The 18,775-nt window shown below is 37.0% G+C and carries 19 protein-coding genes and 5 tRNA genes; 15 read left to right on the top strand and 9 right to left on the bottom strand.

Annotated features, from left to right (window positions below):
* Window positions 1-58: 58 nt before the first annotated feature.
* The 7 genes from accC to IPZ78_RS04940 all read right to left on the bottom strand — a co-directional run bounded on the left by accC (window position 59) and on the right by IPZ78_RS04940 (window position 5,589).
* Window positions 59-1,420 (bottom strand): acetyl-CoA carboxylase biotin carboxylase subunit, encoded by a 1,362-nt coding sequence (gene accC / locus IPZ78_RS04970; protein WP_225551883.1) that lies wholly within the window; start codon window positions 1,418-1,420, stop codon window positions 59-61.
* Window positions 1,421-1,505: 85 nt separating this feature from the next.
* Window positions 1,506-1,985: an acetyl-CoA carboxylase biotin carboxyl carrier protein gene (gene accB, locus IPZ78_RS04965; RefSeq protein ID WP_225551881.1), complete on the bottom strand. Its 480-nt coding sequence runs from the start codon at window positions 1,983-1,985 to the stop codon at window positions 1,506-1,508.
* A 74-nt stretch (window positions 1,986-2,059) separates the two neighbouring features.
* A complete protein-coding gene (locus tag IPZ78_RS04960; protein WP_225551879.1) occupies window positions 2,060-3,049 on the bottom strand; it encodes a beta-ketoacyl-ACP synthase III in 990 nt (329 codons plus the stop codon).
* A 6-nt stretch (window positions 3,050-3,055) separates the two neighbouring features.
* Entirely contained in the window at window positions 3,056-3,994 is a 939-nt protein-coding gene (plsX, locus tag IPZ78_RS04955) for a phosphate acyltransferase PlsX (protein WP_225551878.1), read from the bottom strand.
* A 103-nt stretch (window positions 3,995-4,097) separates the two neighbouring features.
* Window positions 4,098-4,289: a 50S ribosomal protein L32 gene (gene rpmF / locus IPZ78_RS04950; RefSeq protein WP_225551876.1), complete on the bottom strand. Its 192-nt coding sequence runs from the start codon at window positions 4,287-4,289 to the stop codon at window positions 4,098-4,100.
* Window positions 4,290-4,305: 16 nt separating this feature from the next.
* On the bottom strand, window positions 4,306-4,836 hold the full coding sequence (locus tag IPZ78_RS04945; protein ID WP_225551875.1) for a YceD family protein: 531 nt from the start codon (window positions 4,834-4,836) through the stop codon (window positions 4,306-4,308).
* A 66-nt stretch (window positions 4,837-4,902) separates the two neighbouring features.
* Window positions 4,903-5,589, bottom strand: a complete 687-nt coding sequence (locus IPZ78_RS04940; RefSeq protein ID WP_225551873.1) for an epoxyqueuosine reductase QueH — start codon at window positions 5,587-5,589, stop codon at window positions 4,903-4,905.
* Between the two features lie 124 nt (window positions 5,590-5,713).
* Here IPZ78_RS04940 and IPZ78_RS04935 point away from each other — a divergent pair, with 124 nt between their 5' ends.
* Window positions 5,714-6,814 carry an NHL repeat-containing protein gene (locus tag IPZ78_RS04935; RefSeq protein ID WP_225551871.1) on the top strand — a complete coding sequence of 367 codons (1,101 nt, stop codon included), beginning with the start codon at window positions 5,714-5,716 and terminating at the stop codon, window positions 6,812-6,814.
* Here the strand turns inward: IPZ78_RS04935 and IPZ78_RS04930 are convergent.
* Window positions 6,811-7,653 carry a transglutaminase-like domain-containing protein gene (locus IPZ78_RS04930; RefSeq protein ID WP_225551870.1) on the bottom strand — a complete coding sequence of 281 codons (843 nt, stop codon included), beginning with the start codon at window positions 7,651-7,653 and terminating at the stop codon, window positions 6,811-6,813. The genes IPZ78_RS04935 and IPZ78_RS04930 overlap by 4 nt on opposite strands.
* An 80-nt stretch (window positions 7,654-7,733) precedes the next feature.
* On the opposite strand from IPZ78_RS04930, the gene IPZ78_RS04925 reads away from it, so the two are divergent.
* Entirely contained in the window at window positions 7,734-8,162 is a 429-nt protein-coding gene (locus IPZ78_RS04925) for a hypothetical protein (protein WP_225551868.1), read from the top strand.
* Here IPZ78_RS04925 and IPZ78_RS04920 read toward each other — a convergent pair.
* Window positions 8,159-9,301: a BamA/TamA family outer membrane protein gene (locus IPZ78_RS04920; RefSeq protein ID WP_225551864.1), complete on the bottom strand. Its 1,143-nt coding sequence runs from the start codon at window positions 9,299-9,301 to the stop codon at window positions 8,159-8,161. The two genes, IPZ78_RS04925 and IPZ78_RS04920, sit on opposite strands and share 4 nt — an antisense overlap.
* 352 nt (window positions 9,302-9,653) lie before the next feature.
* Between IPZ78_RS04920 and IPZ78_RS04915 the strand changes: the two genes are divergently transcribed.
* The 13 genes from IPZ78_RS04915 to rpoB all read left to right on the top strand — a co-directional run bounded on the left by IPZ78_RS04915 (window position 9,654) and on the right by rpoB (window position 18,750).
* A tRNA-Thr gene (locus IPZ78_RS04915) sits at window positions 9,654-9,726 on the top strand.
* 23 nt (window positions 9,727-9,749) lie between these two features.
* Window positions 9,750-9,830 (top strand) — tRNA-Tyr (locus tag IPZ78_RS04910).
* Between the two features lie 52 nt (window positions 9,831-9,882).
* Window positions 9,883-9,955, top strand: a tRNA-Gly gene (locus IPZ78_RS04905).
* Between the two features lie 92 nt (window positions 9,956-10,047).
* Window positions 10,048-10,119, top strand: a tRNA-Thr gene (locus IPZ78_RS04900).
* A gap of 73 nt (window positions 10,120-10,192) precedes the next feature.
* Window positions 10,193-11,380 (top strand): elongation factor Tu, encoded by a 1,188-nt coding sequence (gene tuf / locus IPZ78_RS04895; RefSeq protein ID WP_225551863.1) that lies wholly within the window; start codon window positions 10,193-10,195, stop codon window positions 11,378-11,380.
* Window positions 11,381-11,542: 162 nt separating this feature from the next.
* Window positions 11,543-11,614: transfer RNA gene (locus IPZ78_RS04890), tRNA-Trp, on the top strand.
* Window positions 11,615-11,642: 28 nt separating this feature from the next.
* Window positions 11,643-11,834 carry a preprotein translocase subunit SecE gene (gene secE / locus IPZ78_RS04885; RefSeq protein WP_225551861.1) on the top strand — a complete coding sequence of 64 codons (192 nt, stop codon included), beginning with the start codon at window positions 11,643-11,645 and terminating at the stop codon, window positions 11,832-11,834.
* 20 nt (window positions 11,835-11,854) lie between these two features.
* Window positions 11,855-12,400: a transcription termination/antitermination protein NusG gene (gene nusG, locus IPZ78_RS04880; protein ID WP_225551860.1), complete on the top strand. Its 546-nt coding sequence runs from the start codon at window positions 11,855-11,857 to the stop codon at window positions 12,398-12,400.
* Between the two features lie 239 nt (window positions 12,401-12,639).
* Window positions 12,640-13,083, top strand: a complete 444-nt coding sequence (gene rplK, locus IPZ78_RS04875; protein ID WP_225551859.1) for a 50S ribosomal protein L11 — start codon at window positions 12,640-12,642, stop codon at window positions 13,081-13,083.
* A 22-nt stretch (window positions 13,084-13,105) separates the two neighbouring features.
* Window positions 13,106-13,804 carry a 50S ribosomal protein L1 gene (rplA, locus tag IPZ78_RS04870; protein WP_225551857.1) on the top strand — a complete coding sequence of 233 codons (699 nt, stop codon included), beginning with the start codon at window positions 13,106-13,108 and terminating at the stop codon, window positions 13,802-13,804.
* Window positions 13,805-13,806: 2 nt separating this feature from the next.
* Window positions 13,807-14,325 (top strand): 50S ribosomal protein L10, encoded by a 519-nt coding sequence (rplJ, locus tag IPZ78_RS04865; protein WP_225551856.1) that lies wholly within the window; start codon window positions 13,807-13,809, stop codon window positions 14,323-14,325.
* 77 nt (window positions 14,326-14,402) lie between these two features.
* The gene (gene rplL, locus IPZ78_RS04860) at window positions 14,403-14,780 is read left to right on the top strand and encodes a 50S ribosomal protein L7/L12 (RefSeq protein ID WP_002992785.1); all 378 of its coding nucleotides are present in this window, start codon (window positions 14,403-14,405) and stop codon (window positions 14,778-14,780) included.
* A 160-nt stretch (window positions 14,781-14,940) separates the two neighbouring features.
* Entirely contained in the window at window positions 14,941-18,750 is a 3,810-nt protein-coding gene (rpoB, locus tag IPZ78_RS04855) for a DNA-directed RNA polymerase subunit beta (RefSeq protein ID WP_225551854.1), read from the top strand.
* The last annotated feature ends 25 nt before the right edge of the window (window positions 18,751-18,775 follow it).

Below are 18,775 nucleotides of genomic sequence, written 5' to 3'. Positions count from 1 at the left end.
ACAAAAATACCATTCTTTGAGATAAGAATGGTATTAATTAGATATCAAAACAAAATTTTTACGCTTCGTCTTCTTCCGGATACTCCGAAAGGTCAAAAGTTTCCATGAATTTTGTTGTAAAATTACCTGCTCTAAAATTTGGATCACGCATTAATCTTAGATGAAGAGGAATAGTCGTTTTCACACCTTCGATTACAAATTCGCTTAATGCTCTTTCCATTGTTGCAATTGCCTCCTCGCGTGTTTGAGCGACAGTGATCAATTTAGCAATCATAGAGTCATAGTTTGGTGGAATAGTATATCCAGCATATACGTGTGTATCTACACGTACCCCATGACCTCCTGGAGAGTGAAAATTAGTGATTTTTCCTGGTGAAGGACGGAAATTGTTGAATGGATCTTCAGCATTGATACGGCATTCTATTGCATGCATTGTAGGTTCATAGCTTTTTCCTGAAATAGGAATACCTGCAGCAACTTTAATTTGTTCTTTGATTAAATCAAAATTGATAACCTCTTCCGTTACCGGATGCTCTACTTGAATACGCGTATTCATTTCCATAAAGTAGAAGTTGCGGTGTTTGTCTACTAAAAACTCAATAGTACCAGCTCCTTCATAGTTTACAGCACTTGCTCCTTTGATAGCCGCTTCCCCCATTTTAGCGCGTAATTCTGGCGTAATAAATGGAGAAGGTGCCTCTTCTATTAATTTTTGGTGACGACGTTGGATAGAACAGTCACGTTCAGATAGGTGACATACTTTGCCGTATTGATCACCAATTACTTGGATCTCAATATGACGAGGTTCTTCTACGTATTTCTCTAAATAAATACCATCGTTGCCAAAAGCAGCGGCAGATTCTTGACGTGCTGAATCCCAGTTAGGTTCAAAATCTTCGTCTTTCCAAATGATTCGCATACCACGACCACCACCACCAGCAGTAGCTTTGATAATAACAGGGTAACCAATTTCGTTAGCTAATTTTATACCTGTTTTTACATCAGGCACTAAACCATCCGAACCAGGTACAGTAGGCACTCCAGCTATTTTCATAGTGTTTTTAGCTGATGCCTTGTCTCCCATTTTCTCTATTTGCTCTGCTGTAGCACCGATAAATTTGATACCGTATTCTGCACAAATAGCTGAAAATTTAGCATTTTCAGAAAGGAAACCATATCCAGGGTGAATAGCATCTGCATTAGTAAGTTCTGCAGCTGAAATTATATTTGGAATATTTAAATAAGAATCTTTACTTGCAGGAGGACCAATACATACTGCTTCATCTGCAAATCTTACATGAAGACTGTCTTTATCTGCAGTTGAATATACCGCCACACTCTTTATACCCATCTCGCGACAAGTGCGAATGATACGTAGAGCGATCTCTCCTCTATTTGCTATTAATATTTTTTTAAACATAATGAATTATAAATACACCAATCGAACTACCTTTAATGTAGTATCTTTTTAAATTCAAAAAGCTGCACGATGGCAGCTAAAGATTTTAGTTAGGATCAACTAAGAATAATGGTTGATCGTATTCAACTGGTTGTGCGTCGTTCACTAATATTTTAACGATTTTACCAGAAACCTCAGATTCAATTTCATTGAATAATTTCATTGCCTCAATGATACATAAAACTTTACCTGAAGAAATCTCATCTCCTACATTTACAAAAGAAGCTTTATCTGGTCCTGGCGAGCGATAAAATGTACCTATCATAGGTGATTTTACTGTAATGTATTTAGAGTCATCTGAAGCCGGTGTTGCTGCTGGAGTAGCAGAAGGTACTGCTGCTGCCGGAGCTGCTTGAACGGGTGCTGCAACTGGTAGAGGTGTAGGAACACTTGCTGTTACGTACGTAGGCTCTTGATTTGTCTTTATTGTGATTTTGAAATCTTTTTCTTCAATCGATACTTCATTCACACCTGATTTAGAAACGAATCTGATCAAGTCTTGAATCTGTTTAATGTCCATACTCATGCTAGTAGGTTTTTTCAAATTGTTAATTATTTATTAAAAATTAGTCGATAAATATAGTAAAAAAATGACTTAGCTTAATAAGCCCATTTTAAATATACTGAACCCCAAGTGAATCCTCCTCCAAAAGCTGCCAATATCAAATTGTCACCTTTCTTTAGTTTACTTTCCCATTCCCATAAACACAATGGAATGGTACCACTTGTTGTATTTCCATATTTATGGATATTCACCATTACTTTATCTTCAGGCAGTCCAGCGCGTTCAGCTGTCGCATCAATGATACGTTTGTTCGCTTGATGTGGTACTAACCATGCTACGTCATCAGCGGTCAAATTATTGCGCTCCATTACTTCAGCTGCAACATTTGCCATATTAGTTACCGCAAATTTGAATACAGTACGTCCTTCTTGGTATGCGTAATGTAATCCAGCTTCGATGGTTTCGTGTGATGCTGGGTTCAAAGAACCTCCACCTTTGATGTTTAAGAATTGACCTCCTGATCCGTCAGTTTTTAAAATGGCATCTTGAATACCATTTCCTTCTTCGTTTGGCTCCAATAGCACCGCTCCACAACCATCACCAAATAGGATACATGTATTTCTGTCACTGTAGTTAACTACCGAAGACATTTTGTCTCCACCTACAACTAATACTTTTTTATGTTTACCAGATTCAATAAATTGTGAGCCTGTAGTAAGACCAAATAAAAATCCAGAACAAGCAGCTTGTAAATCGTAACCCCAAGCGTTTTTAGCGCCAATTTTGTCAGCTAAAATATTTGCTGTTGCTGGGAATAACATATCAGGTGTACTTGTGCAGAAAATAATTAAGTCGATCTCTTCTGCAGTAATACCTCTTTTTTCTAAAAGACCTTTTACCGCAGGAACGGCAAGATCTGAGGTCGCTAATCCTTCTCCTTTTAATATACGGCGTTCCTTAATACCAGTACGAGAGACAATCCATTCGTCGTTCGTATCCACCATAGTTTCTAATTCTTTGTTCGTTAGAACATAATCAGGAACGTATCCATTTACCGCCGTAATAGCTGCGTGAATTTTAGACATATAATGTTAGTTAAAAGCAGTTTTCATCTTATCGATAAATTTCGATTCGATCATACCTTTAGATAGTAATATCATGTTTTTAATAGCAGTAGGAGTAGAGATTCCATGTCCAATTAATACCGGTGCATTTACACCTAAGATTGGACTACCTCCGTATTGCTCATAGTTAAACCTATCAAAAAACTCATCTTTAAAGCCTTTTTTCAAAGTAACAACATAGAATGATTCAGCCAATTTTAAGACCACATTACCTGTGTATCCGTCACATACGTATACGTCAGCATGATCTGTAAATAAGTCGCGTCCTTCAGCGTTGCCAATAAAGTTAATTTTAGAATTTGATTTTAGCAGGGGATAGGTCGAGATTGTTAGCGTGTTTCCTTTTTCTTCTTCTTCTCCAATGTTTACTAAGCCGACTTTTGGATTTTGAATACCATATACATATTCAGCATACAAACTTCCTAACATAGCAAATTGATTAAGCATCTCTGGTTTGCAGTCTGCATTAGCACCTACGTCCAAAAGTATACCGAATCCTTCCTTAAGTTTAGGTACATTGGTTGCAATAGCTGGGCGCAATACACCTGGAATAGTTTTAACACTAAACATCGCACCGACTAACATTGCACCAGTGTTTCCTGCTGATGAAAAAGAATCTATCTCGCCATTCTTTAGTAATTCAAATCCTTTTGCGATACTTGAATTGGGCTTTTGTGTGATAGCTTTTGTAGGGTGTTCGTGCATAGAGATAACATCTGGAGCATGCACATAATCAAATAATGATGAGTTCGCTCCAGCCTCCTCTATGGCTTTTCTTGTTTCTTCCTCATGACCAAACAACACAATACGTTGCTCATTAGAAAGACTTTTTTGTGCTTCAATAGCACCTAGTATAGTTGATTTTGGGGCATAATCCCCTCCTAGAACGTCTAATCCTATCTTCATCCGTTATTATTTTTCTACTTCAATAATACGCAAAAACATCCCAAAGTAAAGCAAAAAAAACTATTTTTTTGCTCATTTTGGGATGTTTTGTATAAAGATATTTTTAGACAGCTGCTGCTCTCTCAACGATTAATTTACCGTTGTAAAATAAGTTGCCATCAACCTCGTACGCTTTGTGCGGTACGTGTACAGCACCAGTTTCTTTACATACTGTCAATGTAGGTTTTTCAGCCTTATAGTGCGTTCTTCTTTTGTCTCTTCTTGATTTCGAAGTTTTACGTTTTGGATGTGCCATCTCGTATTATGTTTTGTTAATTGTTTTTAATATTCTTTAATGCGGCCCAACGTGGGTCAATTTTTTCTTCCTCTATATCCGACTTTTCTTCTATGTTGATTTTGGCTAACATTTCAGGGTCACAAGAGATATTAATGCCTTGTTCCGTACATTTTGCATAATATGGAACTTGAACATTTATATATTCATAAAGCAAATTTGCAATATCTAATTCGTGATCAGTTTTATTTAAAATGATAACCTCATCAGTTTCGCTGTCCCATTCCTCATTTACAAATTTGACAATTAGTCTCTCTTGAAATGATACTGGAGCATCGAATTCAGTTAAGCAAACATCGCAATTTAATTTTATCGTACCATCAATCGTGAAATTGACTATCAACATCGTCTCTTGTTTTTGAAGAGAGACATTGCTTGTAAGATTTCCTTTCTTTACTAATGAATGCTCGTAGCAGTCAAAGAACTTGTCGTTTATCTCAAACTCAAAATCGTGTTTTCCTGCTGCAAGTCCCGAAAAGGGGATTCTATATTGTTTTAGATACTTCACAATCTTGTATTTGAGCCTGCAAAATTAATGTTTATTATTTTAGAATGCAATTATTTTGTGAAATAATTATTCCTCATCGCCATAGTATTTGACGCCTAATTCTATTTTTTCACGCCCATTTGCCATGCGCCATTTGTTACTATCTCGAAGTGAATACGCACAGCCACAGTACTCTTGCATGTAAAATCTCTCTCTCTTGCTAATCTCCAACATGCGTGCTCCACCACCTTTTTTACGCCAATTTAAAGTCCAATAATCCATGTCTAAATGGCGGGATGCCGCACGAACACCGCAATCATTAATTTGGTCCATGTTCTTCCATCGTGAAATACCTAATGAGCTGGATATCACATCGAATCCATTTGCAGCAGCATACTCTGCTGTTTTTTCAAAACGCATATCAAAGCACATTGTGCATCTTATTCCTTTTTCTGGCTCATTTTCCATTCCTTTTGCTAATTCAAACCAATGATCTACATCGTAGTCAGCGTCAATAAAAGGTATGTTGTGCTTCTCCGCAAACCGGATGTTTTCTTCTTTGCGAATATCATATTCTTTGCGGGGATGAATGTTTGGGTTATAGAAGTAAATTGTGAATTCAATATCTGAAGCAATTAATGCTTCCATTACTTCACCAGCACATGGCGCGCAACATGAATGCAGCAATAATTTTTTGCCTTGATTTGGTAACTGAAGCTTTTCTCGTATCAATTCTTTTTTTGTTTCCATGTATCCAATGGTATTCGACTGCAATTTTACGGAAATATACTGTATTTTGAAAATGGTTTGTTTGTGTTACGTTTAGAATACTATTTTCGTTTTAAATGTTACAGACAAAAATTTATACATTTGTAATAAAGTAATCGATATAAATTATATGCACAAATATTTATTTTTCTTCCTTATACCTTCACTACTAATTGGTGCCGTTTCTTGTCAACGTAATGATGATGAGCCGCCGGCGCGAGAAATTAAAGAAATATCTAGATTGTATGTTTCTACTTCTGATTATCAAGCAGGTGCTTCTACTAATATAAGTAATGTGACTGTGATTGATCCTGCTGATCAAGATGAGTTTCCTGCAGCAAGCACTTTTTATACGTATGTTTCTGCGGCCAAAGGGGGGAGAATGATTCATTATACACCTGAGTCTGGTTTAGTGTTTCAGGGGAGTATTAATACTCCAGGGACTTTAGATACTACAATTCAAGTAATGAGAGTTGCTATTAATGGAGTTATATCTTCAGCAGCTAAATTGTCATCAAGAAGGCTAGATAACGTTAGAGGGTTGCATTATACAGTTGTAAATGATGGTCCTGCGCTTTCAGAAGAGATGCTCATCGCATTGAATAAATCTGACTCTACACATATTAAGCCTTATTTGTTTGCATTTAGAAGACCAACTTCTACAGGTTTTTTAGCCAAACCTCGATTTGAAATGGAGTTAGATTTTATACCTTGGGGGCTAACAATTAACAACAAGGATGTCTTTATTGTCAAAACGGGTGATAATGGAGGTATAGTAGCATATAAAGATTTTACGCAGAGTTTTATCGATAAGGTGGATACTGTATTGACTAATATTCCTAAATCTTTTGAACTGACTGTAAATGGATCCAAGAATCTTAGAGGTATTTCATATTCTAAATCAAAAGATATATTAGTATTGACCGATTATGATGTGATTAGCAATGTGCCACAAAATGGCAGAATTTTAATATTTGAAAATTTTTCTACACAAAACTCAACAAAAACCATAGAGCCGACACGCGTGATAAGTGGCGCTTCATCATTGTTAAAACAGCCAATGGACGTGGCTATTGACCCGCGCGAAGCTGGTAAATATATTTATGTTGCTGACTCACAAGCAAAGCGTGTGTTTAGATTTTTAATAAGTGATGAAGGTAATGTAAAGCCCAATATTGAATTAAATCTGGGGAATAAAACGCCTGAAAGTATTTCTTTAGATGCCCGTTAGTCTTCAATAATCTTTAGTAAAAGGTCTATTTCTTCCTTTTTCTGAGGATTTCCAATATTTTCATAAGCCGTTATTAAATTGCGTAATACGCGTTTGATAATGGCTTTATTCGTGCAGGGCATTGTGTATTCCTCACTTAGTGGTAGATTTAATTGTTTCAAAAACGAATAAATATCATTTTGCTGCATTATTTGACCTCTATTAAAGGCGTTTACATAAAATAGGGGCGGTTTGTCCGTATCTTCCATGTATGCGATTATAAAGTGTTTTGGGAGGTTAATCCCGTATATAGGGATGTCTAATTGTTGTGCCACAATACTGTATATGCACGATAGCGAAATCGGATTGCCTTTTTTTGATTCTAATACGCTATGAATGAATGAATTTTGTGGGTCATGGTAATTTGTTGTGTTGCCAGATAGTCCAAATTCGCGAAATAAAACATTATTTAATAATTTGACCTTTTCCATTGGACTCATGTCGTACATTAATTGAAACCATGCGTTTCTTTTTAGTTCCGAAATGGTTAAAATAACGTTGTTTTCGTCCAAATTCGGGTATTGGTAGCGATTGATTATGAGTAAACCTTCCAACAGGTCTTCACTGTTTTTTAAATCCCACAGCTGTAATTCACTTTTTATTTGGTCAAATTGTATTTTATGAATGATGTTTTCAATACGTGATTGTGATAGCGGATCAAAAGATGACTCCCAACTTTCTTCCAATAAGGCGATTACTTCTGGACCACAAGTGATCAGTCGTTGTTCTAATTGATTGAAAATTTCGGTATCAGGATCTTCTAATAATGATATAATCGCTTTTATTTCCTTCTCATTCATATATAAATTTACAAAAATTGATTGATTTAAAAAAGCAGGAATAGTATGTTCACTTGTTGCATTATTTCTATTTTTGTGATATGTCTTATTTAATTCGAAAAATCAAACATTTTCTAACTGCAAATACTCGTCACGGTACTCATTCACCATTTGTATATGAATTGGCAGATGAATTGATTTATAATAAGCATGTAAAGAGAAGTTCATCTTTGATCCAAGATATTCAGGATTATTATAACACTAAAGGGATTGATCCAAGCTCTTTTGTGGTGACAGATTTTTTGGAGTATAAACCCGATGATCTGTTAAAATTGCAAAACGACTATTTTATGGTGTTTGTTAAAAATATTCATCTCAATCAATCTCTTGTTTACTGGGAGTGTATGCAAAAGAGTGAGGGTTTTATTGTGCTTATTGATTTATTTGAGTTTGGTATTATTTGCAAGCGAAAAGAGCAACCAAAAGAAAACTTTAGGTTGCGCTATCCATATCAGTATTATTGTCGTTAAAACGTTTCGCTTAAGCTTAGGTAAAATCCTGATTGTCTTTTTTCGCCAGTTCTTTGCTCTCCAAAAGCGTAATCAAAACGGATACTGCTGCTGTGCTCAATGCTAAAGAAGTACCTTAGTCCGCTTCCATAAGAAGGAGTCCAACGCGCTTTATGCTCATCTGAAAACGTAGTTCCTGCTCCTGCAAATCCTACTATTCCGAATCGTGGATGGAAGCGATATCTCAATTCTGCTTGAGAAGCAATGTAGTTTTTGTCTTTGTATCTCCCCAGATAATAACCGCGCATCGTCATGTCTCCTCCTAGATCCCGAAGTGTATAAAAAGGTAGGTTTTCACCATAAGTGCCCCTATATATAAGTTGTCCAGATGCTATGATTTTTTTATGTATAGGATGAAAACCTCTAACGTCAGCTTCAAAAAGTGATCCAGTGAAGTCTGTTTCTTCAAATAGGTGAGGAGCATATGCGAACTTAATTCGTGAATATATGCCTTTGTTGGTGTAGGTGGTGATGTCTCTACTATCGAACAAAGCAGAGAGTCCTATAGTTGCATATTGCCCCCCGCTCTTTCCTAATATTGAGTTATCTGTGCTAAAAATTCCGTCTTCTATTACGTCTTGAAATTTGTAATGGTCATAGCTTGTGTTTATACCTATGTAGATTTTTTTTGCGATGCGTTTTTCAATATCGGCTTTAACACGATAGAGTGTCTGTTCTAGATAGTCTTCTTGTGATATCCATGTGTCATTTCCGATTCCGTAAAAATTGAAAGGCCAATCACGAGCTCTCAGTTCTAGTAGGATATGATAATCGTTATTTTTAGACCAAAGGTCTGCATTGAGATTTATTTTCTTTTGCTTTTTGGTGGTAAGAGTGCTAATTAACGAAATATTTGATGTGCGGCTTTCTAAGTTTTCTTTGTCAAGATAAAAATTGTAGGCTGCGGCAATACCGAATTCCGCACCAGTCTCTTGTGCATAACTGAAAGCCGGTAATATGAAAAAGCTGCCTTTACGTGTGGTATCTCCTTGAGAAGAAAATGTTTTTTTTATAATTTTTTTTATAAAGTTAGTCGAGTCTTGGGCGTTAACAATGTTCGTAACAGCTAAGAATAAAAATAAAGTCGTTAGTTTTTTCATGTACTAAAGTTCGAAAAAATAGGCTCAAATATAAATCAAATGATTGGTAATGGACTTTAATAAATTTTTATTGAAAAATTATTGGTCTGCATATCAGGATTATGACTGTTTAAGGAATTATTTTTTGCATAAAAATTTTTGAAATGTGAATCCTGTGTCTATCTTTGCAACATCAAAAACAAACGGATTATATGTTTTAGGCCGTTTTTTGAAAGAGTTCTTTAAGAAATAAATAAGAAAAAGTTTTTGATAAATTCTCTTGCAAATTTGAAATGAATTTTTCTATCTTTGCACCAGCTACTCGAAAGAGTAGGTGTTCTTCGAGAGTTTGATAAAACAAAAAAAATAAAAAGCCTCCTTAGCTCAGCTGGTAGAGCAACTGACTTGTAATCAGTAGGTCATTGGTTCGATTCCGATAGGAGGCTCAAATGTGAGACATCACAGGTCTGGAGGGGTTCCAGAGCGGTCAAATGGGACGGACTGTAAATCCGTTGCTTCGGCTTCGAAGGTTCGAATCCTTCTCCCTCCACACTAAATTGTTTGATTATTGTATCAATGAATGTTTATACAGTAATCAAAAAGCGGAAGTAGCTCAGTTGGTAGAGCGATAGCCTTCCAAGCTATAGGTCGCGAGTTCGAACCTCGTCTTCCGCTCTTAATTTTCAAGGTTTTTCAGTCTCTATCTTTCATGGTTCAAATATGTAAGGTGGAGGCATAATTCCGTAAATAAGCTTTTATAAAAGAAAGCCGAAGTAGCTCAGGGGTAGAGCACTTCCTTGGTAAGGAAGAGGTCGTGGGTTCAAATCCCATCTTTGGCTCGATAAATTAAGTTTATTATTTTTGTAAAGAATTTTAACAAGAAATATTTAATAATTACTAATTCGCATAAACATGGCAAAAGAGAAATTTGACCGTAGTAAACCGCACTTAAACATTGGTACTATCGGTCACGTTGACCACGGTAAAACTACTACAACTGCAGCTATCACTAAAGTATTAGCGGATGCAGGTTTATCAGAAGCTCGTTCATTTGATTCAATTGACTCTGCTCCTGAAGAGAAAGAACGTGGTATCACGATTAATACAGCGCACGTTGAGTACTCAACAGCAAACCGTCACTATGCACACGTTGACTGTCCAGGTCACGCCGATTACGTGAAAAACATGGTTACTGGTGCAGCACAAATGGATGGCGCTATCATCGTAGTTGCTGCTACTGATGGTCCTATGCCTCAAACTCGTGAGCACATCTTATTAGCTCGTCAAGTAGGTGTACCAGCGTTAGTAGTATTCTTAAACAAAGTTGACTTAGTAGATGATCCTGAGTTATTAGAGTTAGTAGAAATGGAAGTGCGTGAGCTATTGTCATTCTACGAATTCCCAGGTGATGATATTCCAGTAATCAAAGGTTCTGCTTTGGGTGGATTGAACGGTGAGCCTGAGTGGGTTGAGAAAATCATGGAATTAATGGATGCTGTAGATAACTACATTCCAATTCCTCCACGTTTAACTGAGTTACCTTTCTTAATGCCAGTAGAGGACGTATTCTCGATCACAGGTCGTGGTACAGTTGCTACAGGTCGTATCGAAAGAGGTGTAATCAACTCTGGAGATCCAGTTGAGATCTTAGGTATGGGTGCTGCTGAAGGTTTGAAATCTACAGTAACAGGTGTTGAGATGTTCCGTAAAATTTTAGATTACGGTGAAGCTGGTGATAACGTAGGTTTATTATTACGTGGTATTGAGAAAACTGATATCAAACGTGGTATGGTTATCGTTAAACCAGGTACTGTAACTCCTCACGATCATTTCAAAGCTGAGGTTTACGTATTATCAAAAGCTGAAGGTGGTCGTCACACTCCATTCTTCAACAAATACCGTCCTCAATTCTATTTCCGTACAACAGACGTAACAGGAGAGATCATGTTGCCAGAAGGTACTGAGATGGTTATGCCAGGTGATAACGTTACAATCACAGTAAAATTAATCTCTGCGATTGCAATGGAAAAAGGTCTACGTTTCGCTATCCGTGAGGGTGGTCGTACAGTAGGTGCTGGTCAGGTAACTGAAATTATTTAATCTATAATAGATTGATAAATACATAAAATAAGCTAATTAGCTGATGCTGATTAGCTTATTTTGTTTTATCAGTTTTTTTATTCTTAAAATAATAAAAAAAAGCAAAAAATATTTGGTCTAATAGTGGTTAAACCCTATATTTGCATCATCATAAAAAAACACAGGGATATAGTATAATGGTTAGTATCGTGGTCTCCAAAACCATTGGTCTGGGTTCGAATCCTAGTATCCCTGCTAAATAACTTAAATAAATAATCAAACAATGGCTAAAGTACTTGATTTTTTTAAAGAGTCTTATCAAGAGGTGACTGAGAAGGTTACTTGGCCTACTTGGTCACAATTGCAAAATCATGCAGTTATAGTGCTTGTAGCTTCGTTGATCATAGCTTTATTGGTACTATTAATGGACAAGGCTTCAAGTAATGTATTGGAATTGTTATACGGTACTAAGTAAAGTTTTATCTAAAAGACATTATGGCTGATCAAAGTTTAAAATGGTACGTAGTACGTGCTGTGAGTGGTAAAGAGAAGAAAGTTAAGCAATACGTAGAGTCTGAAGTTAATAGATTAGGGATTCAACATTTAGTTCCTCAGGTGTTAATTCCTATGGAAAAATACTACCAAATGCGCGATGGTAAAAAAGTTGCGAAGGAACGTAATTATTATCCTGGATATGTATTAATTGAAGCGGCTTTAGATGGAGAGATTGAGCACGCTATCAAAAATTTGAACAGTGTAATAGGCTTCTTGGGTGATAAGGCTGGTGTTGCTATTCCGTTGCGTCCTTCAGAGGTTAATAGAATTTTGGGCAAGGTGGATGAGATGTCTGAGCAAGGTGAGTCTATTAATGTAACTTATTATGTTGGTGAGTCAGTTAAAGTTACAGATGGTCCATTTAACGGTTTCACTGGTGAAATCGAAGAGGTTCATGAGGATAAGAAAAAGTTGACCGTAATGGTTAAAGTGTTTGGTCGTAAGACGCCTCTTGAATTGAATTATATGCAAGTCGAAAAAGAATAATTTTCATAAAATATTAGAAGCCTTCTTATCTCAAAGTAAGAAGGCTTTTTTATGCAGGTGTGAATTATATGGAATAGTAATTGAATATTTTCAGTAATATTTTGTTATTCAAATATTCTTATTATCTTTGCACCTCGTTTGGTTGCCAAAGCTATGTTTTGGTGTCCTTCGGGAATAAATGTTACAAGTATTGCTTCCAACTTACTAACAAACATTTAACAAATTAAATTCAAAACAAAATGGCAAAAGAAGTCAGTGCGTTAGTAAAATTACAAGTGAAGGGCGGTGCAGCCAATCCATCTCCTCCAGTAGGACCTGCTTTAGGTGCTAAGGGTGTGAATATCATGGATTTCTGTAAACAGTTCAATGCTCGTACGCAAGACAAACCAGGTCAAGTATTGCCAGTAGTAATTACTGTTTATGCTGACAAGTCATTTGATTTTATCATCAAAACTCCACCGGTAGCTATTCAATTAAAAGATGCTGCTAAATTAAAAAGTGGGTCAGGTGAGCCAAATCGTAAAAAAGTTGCTGCTATCACATGGGAGCAAGTGGAGACGATTGCAAAAGACAAAATGACTGACTTAAATGCTTTTACTGTAGAATCTGCAATGAGCATGGTAGCTGGTACAGCACGTAGTATGGGTATCACTGTTACAGGTGACGCTCCTTGGAAAAATTAATTAACGAAATCAGTTTAAGAAAGTGGCTAGATTAACAAAAAATCAAAAAGCGGCACTATCCAAAATTGAAGCTGGTAAAGCGTATACTTTGGCTGAAGCTTCTGCTTTAGTGAAAGAAATTACTACAACGAAATTTGATGCTTCAGTGGATATCGACGTACGTTTGGGCGTAGATCCACGCAAAGCGAATCAAATGGTTCGTGGTATTGCGACATTACCTCATGGAACTGGTAAGACTGTTCGCGTTTTAGCATTAGTAACTCCTGACAAGGAAGAAGAAGCTAAAGCTGCAGGTGCAGACTTCGTAGGTTTGGATGAGTACATCAGCAAGATTGAAGGTGGTTGGACTGACGTTGACATTATCATCACTATGCCTTCGGTAATGGCTAAAGTAGGTAAATTGGGCCGTATTTTGGGTCCAAGAAACTTAATGCCTAATCCTAAGACTGGTACAGTAACTACAGAAGTAGGTAAAGCTGTAACAGACGTAAAAGGAGGTAAGATCGATTTTAAAGTTGACAAGACAGGTATCATCCATACTTCGGTAGGAAAAGTGTCTTTCCCTGCAGAGAAGATTTATGAGAATGCATTAGAAGTATTGCAAGTAATCTCTAAATTAAAACCTTCAGCAGCAAAGGGAACATACTTCAAGAGTATCCATATCTCATCAACGATGAGTCCGGGTATTCATGTAGAAACTAAATCAGTAGCGGGAATTTAATCATGAGAAAAGAAGAAAAACAAGAAATTGTTCAAGCTTTAGCAGAGCAGATTAAATCCTACGGTAACTTCTATATTACTGACACTGCTGATTTATCTGTTGAAAAGATCAATGGAATCCGTCGTAAATGTTTTGATGCAGGCATCATCATGCAAGTGGCTAAAAACACTTTAATTGAGAAAGCTTTAATCGAAGCAGGTATCGAATCAGAAGAATTAGTAGGTGTATTGAAAGGTGCTTCTACATTATTATTCTCTGAGACAGGTAACGCTCCAGCTAAATTGATTAAAGAATTACGTAAAGCAGGTGACAAACCATTATTAAAAGCAGCTTATATTCAAGAGACAGCTTTTGTTGGTGATGATCAATTAAATGCTTTAGTAACACTTAAATCGAAAGACGAGTTAGTTGCTGATATCATCGCGGCTCTTCAATCACCTGCGAAAAATGTTATCTCTGCTCTTTCATCAGGCGGAAATACAATTTCAGGTGTATTAAAGACTTTAGAACAAAGAGGTTAACGAACTCCTTAATACATTAAAAGTTCGACGTTTAATTAACAATATTTTTTAAAAGAACATTCAAAAATCAAAATAAAATGGCAGATTTAAAACAACTTGCTGAACAGTTAGTTAACTTAACAGTAAAAGAAGTTAAAGAATTAGCTGATATCTTAAAAGACGAGTACGGTATCGAGCCTGCTGCTGCTGCTGTTGCAGTTGCTGCTGCTCCAGCTGAAGGTGGCGCTGCTGCTGCTGAAGAGAAAACTTCATTTGACGTTATCTTGAAAGAAGCTGGTGGTCAAAAATTAGCTGTAGTTAAATTAGTAAAAGACTTAGCTGGTTTAGGATTGAAAGAAGCTAAAGATTTAGTTGACGGTGCTCCTAAAGAATTGAAAGCTGGCGTTTCTAAAGACGAAGCTGAAGCTTTGAAAAAACAATTAGAAGAAGCTGGTGCTGTAGTTGAGATTAAATAATTTCAAATACCACCAAAGCGAGATTAGACTCTGATAATTTATCAGAGTCTATTCCCGTTTTAATATATAATAAACGATTTTGTGTGTGCTGTCACATCAAAATGAGACTTATAACAGCAAAAAATTAAGTTCAGTTTTTTAAAACTAAAATCTTATTCCCTTGGCAAACAATAATATTCAAAACGAAAGAGTAAACTTTGCTACAAGTAAAAAGGTAATCGATTATCCTGATTTCTTGGATGTGCAATTGGAGTCTTTCAGGGAGTTTTTTCAATTAGAAACTACTTCTGATAACCGCCATCAGGAAGGGTTGTACAAGGTTTTCGCAGAAAACTTCCCTATTTCTGATTCAAGAAACATATTCGTGCTAGAGTTTTTGGATTATTTCATTGATCCTCCTCGCTATGATATCCAAGAATGTATCGAGCGTGGCTTAACTTATAGCGTGCCTTTGAAAGCAAAATTGAAGTTGTCTTGTAATGATGAAGAACACGAAGATTTCGAAACTATCGTACAAGATGTATACTTAGGTACAATTCCATACATGACACCCAAAGGTACTTTCGTTATCAATGGTGCAGAGCGTGTAATCGTATCTCAGTTACACCGTTCTCCTGGTGTATTCTTTGGTCAGAGTAGACACACAAATGGTACAAAACTTTATTCGGCAAGGGTAATTCCTTTTAAAGGATCTTGGATTGAGTTCGCTACAGACGTGAATAACGTGATGTATGCGTATATTGATCGTAAGAAAAAATTCCCAGTTACTACTTTATTACGTGCTATTGGTTACGATTCGGACAAAGATATCTTAGAATTGTTTGACTTAGCTGACGAAGTAAAAGTTAGTAAAACGGGTCTTAAAAAATTCGTTGGTCGTCGTTTGGCGGCTAGGGTATTGAATAAATGGACGGAGGATTTCGTAGATGAGGATACTGGTGAAGTAGTATCTATCGATCGTAATGAAATTATCCTTGAACGTGAAACTGTATTAGAAGAAGATCACATTGATTTGATCATCGATGCTGGAGTTAAGTCTATTATCTTAGCGAAAGAAGATGAATCAAACAATGCAGACTACTCTATCATATATAACACTTTACAGAAGGATACATCCAACTCAGAGAAAGAAGCGGTAGAGCATATCTATCGTCAATTACGTAACGCTGAACCACCTGATGAGGAAACTGCTCGTGGTATCATCGATCGTTTATTCTTCTCAGACAAACGTTATGATTTAGGTGATGTAGGTCGTTACCGTATCAACCGTAAGTTGAAGTTGGATACAGATCCAGAAACTAAAGTATTGACTCGTCAAGATATTATCGCTATTGTAAAGTATTTGATCAACTTGATCAATTCTAAGGCAGAGGTGGATGATATTGACCACTTGTCAAATCGTCGTGTACGTACTGTTGGTGAGCAGTTGTATGCACAATTCGGAGTTGGTTTAGCTCGTATGGCACGTACTATTCGTGAGCGTATGAATATTCGTGACAACGAAGTATTTACACCTACTGATTTGATCAATGCACGTACATTGTCATCAGTAATTAATTCGTTCTTCGGTACGAATCAGCTTTCTCAATTCATGGACCAAACGAATCCATTGGCTGAGATTACGCATAAGCGTCGTTTATCAGCTTTAGGTCCAGGTGGTCTTTCGCGTGAGCGTGCTGGTTTCGAGGTTCGTGACGTTCACTACACGCACTACGGTCGTTTGTGTACAATCGAAACTCCTGAGGGACCAAACATTGGTTTGATTTCATCTTTATCTGTTCACGCTAAGATCAACAACTTAGGATTTATCGAGACTCCTTACCGTAAAGTAAGAGACGGTAAAGTAGTCGTAGATGAGCCTGTAGTATATTTATCTGCTGAAGATGAAGACGGTAAGACAATCGCGCAAGCAAACGCTTACTATGATGATAAAGGTAATTTTGAAGATCCAAAAGTTAAGGCGAGATACGAGGGTGACTTCCCGATTATCGATCCAGAGAAATTGGATTATATGGACGTTGCTCCAAACCAAATTACTTCGATCGCGGCTTCATTGATTCCTTTCTTGGAGCATGATGATGCCAACCGTGCGTTGATGGGATCGAACATGCAGCGCCAAGCTGTACCATTATTGCGCCCACAAGCGCCAATCGTAGGTACTGGTTTGGAAGGCCGTGTTGCATCGGATTCACGTACGTTGATTAATGCGGAAGGAAATGGTGTTGTTGAATATGTAGATGCTGAAGAAATCAAAATCCGTTACGAACGTAATGAAGATGAGCGTTTAGTATCATTTGATGATGACATTAAAACTTACCGATTAATTAAATTTAAGAAAACCAACCAGAATACTTGTATCAATTTGAAGCCTATCGTTAAGAAAGGTCAAAAAGTTACAAAAGGACAAGTATTGTGTGAAGGATATGCTACAGAAGATGGTGAATTAGCATTAGGTCGTAACTTGAAAGTGGCTTTCATGCCTTGGCAAGGTTACAACTTTGAGGATGCGATCGTAATCTCTGAGCGTGTTGTTTCTCAAGATATATTCACTTCACTTCATATCGAAGAGTTTGAATTAGAAGTACGTGATACGAAACGTGGTGAAGAAGAGCTTACAGCAGATATTCCTAACGTTTCGGAGGAAGCTACTAAAGATTTGGATGAAAACGGTATAATCCGTGTAGGTGCTGAGGTTGGCGAAGGTGATATCTTAATTGGTAAAATCACACCTAAAGGTGAGTCTGACCCTTCTCCAGAAGAGAAATTATTACGTGCTATCTTTGGTGACAAAGCTGGTGATGTAAAAGATGCTTCTTTGAAAACTCCTCCTTCTATCAAAGGTGTAGTTATCGATACGAAGTTATTCTCACGTGCGAAGAAAATGTCTAAAGAAGTCGAAAGAAAAACTTTAGAAAAATTAGAAATCACGCACGACAAAAATGTAAGAGTATTAAAAGAGCGTTTGGTAGAGAAATTGTTCACTATCGTGAATGGAAAAACTAGTCAAGGTATCTATAACGTTTACAAAGAATTGTTAGTAGCTAAAGGTGCTAAATTCACTCAAAAAATCTTAACTGATCTTGACTATGCAAACATTAATCCGTTTGGATGGACTACTGACGAAGATAAAAATGAGTTGATTAAACTGTCTCTTCATTTCTACAACATTAAGTTGAACGAAGAGTTAGGTGCTTTCAAACGTGATAAATTTGCAGTTTCTGTAGGTGATGAGCTTCCTTCTGGCATCGTTCAGATGGCTAAAGTTTATGTTGCTAAGAAACGTAAATTGAAAGTGGGTGATAAGATGGCTGGTCGTCACGGTAACAAGGGTATCGTTGCACGTATTGTACGTGATGAAGACATGCCTTTCTTAGAAGATGGAACTCCAGTGGATATCGTATTGAACCCTCTAGGTGTACCTTCTCGTATGAACTTGGGGCAAATTTATGAAACAGTTCTTGGATGGGCTGGTCAAAAATTGGGCATGAAGTTCGCTACGCCAATCTTCGATGGTGCCGAAATGGGCCAAGTAGAAGAGTGGGTAGAAAAGGCAGGATTACCTAAATCTGGTCGTACCTATTTACACAATGGTTTGACAGGAGAGCGTTTTGATCAACCGACTACAGTAGGAGTTATCTACATGTTGAAATTAGGTCACATGGTTGATGATAAAATGCACGCTCGTTCTATCGGACCTTACTCATTGATTACACAACAACCATTGGGTGGTAAAGCTCAATTCGGTGGTCAGCGTTTCGGTGAGATGGAGGTTTGGGCACTTGAGGCATTCGGTGCATCTAACATCTTACAAGAGATCTTAACTGTGAAGTCAGATGATGTAGTAGGTCGTGCTAAAACTTACGAAGCTATCGTAAAAGGTAACAACTTACCAACTCCATCAGTTCCTGAATCATTCAACGTATTAGTACATGAGTTGCGTGGTCTAGGTTTAGATATCACATTAGATTAATCAAGTAATATTCAAGCATAGGAGG

It is taken from the genome of Sphingobacterium bovistauri, from assembly GCF_020295405.1.
In the GTDB taxonomy this organism is placed as follows: Bacteria; Bacteroidota; Bacteroidia; order Sphingobacteriales; family Sphingobacteriaceae; genus Sphingobacterium; species Sphingobacterium bovistauri.
This window is presented reverse-complemented; position numbering and strand designations above follow the sequence as displayed.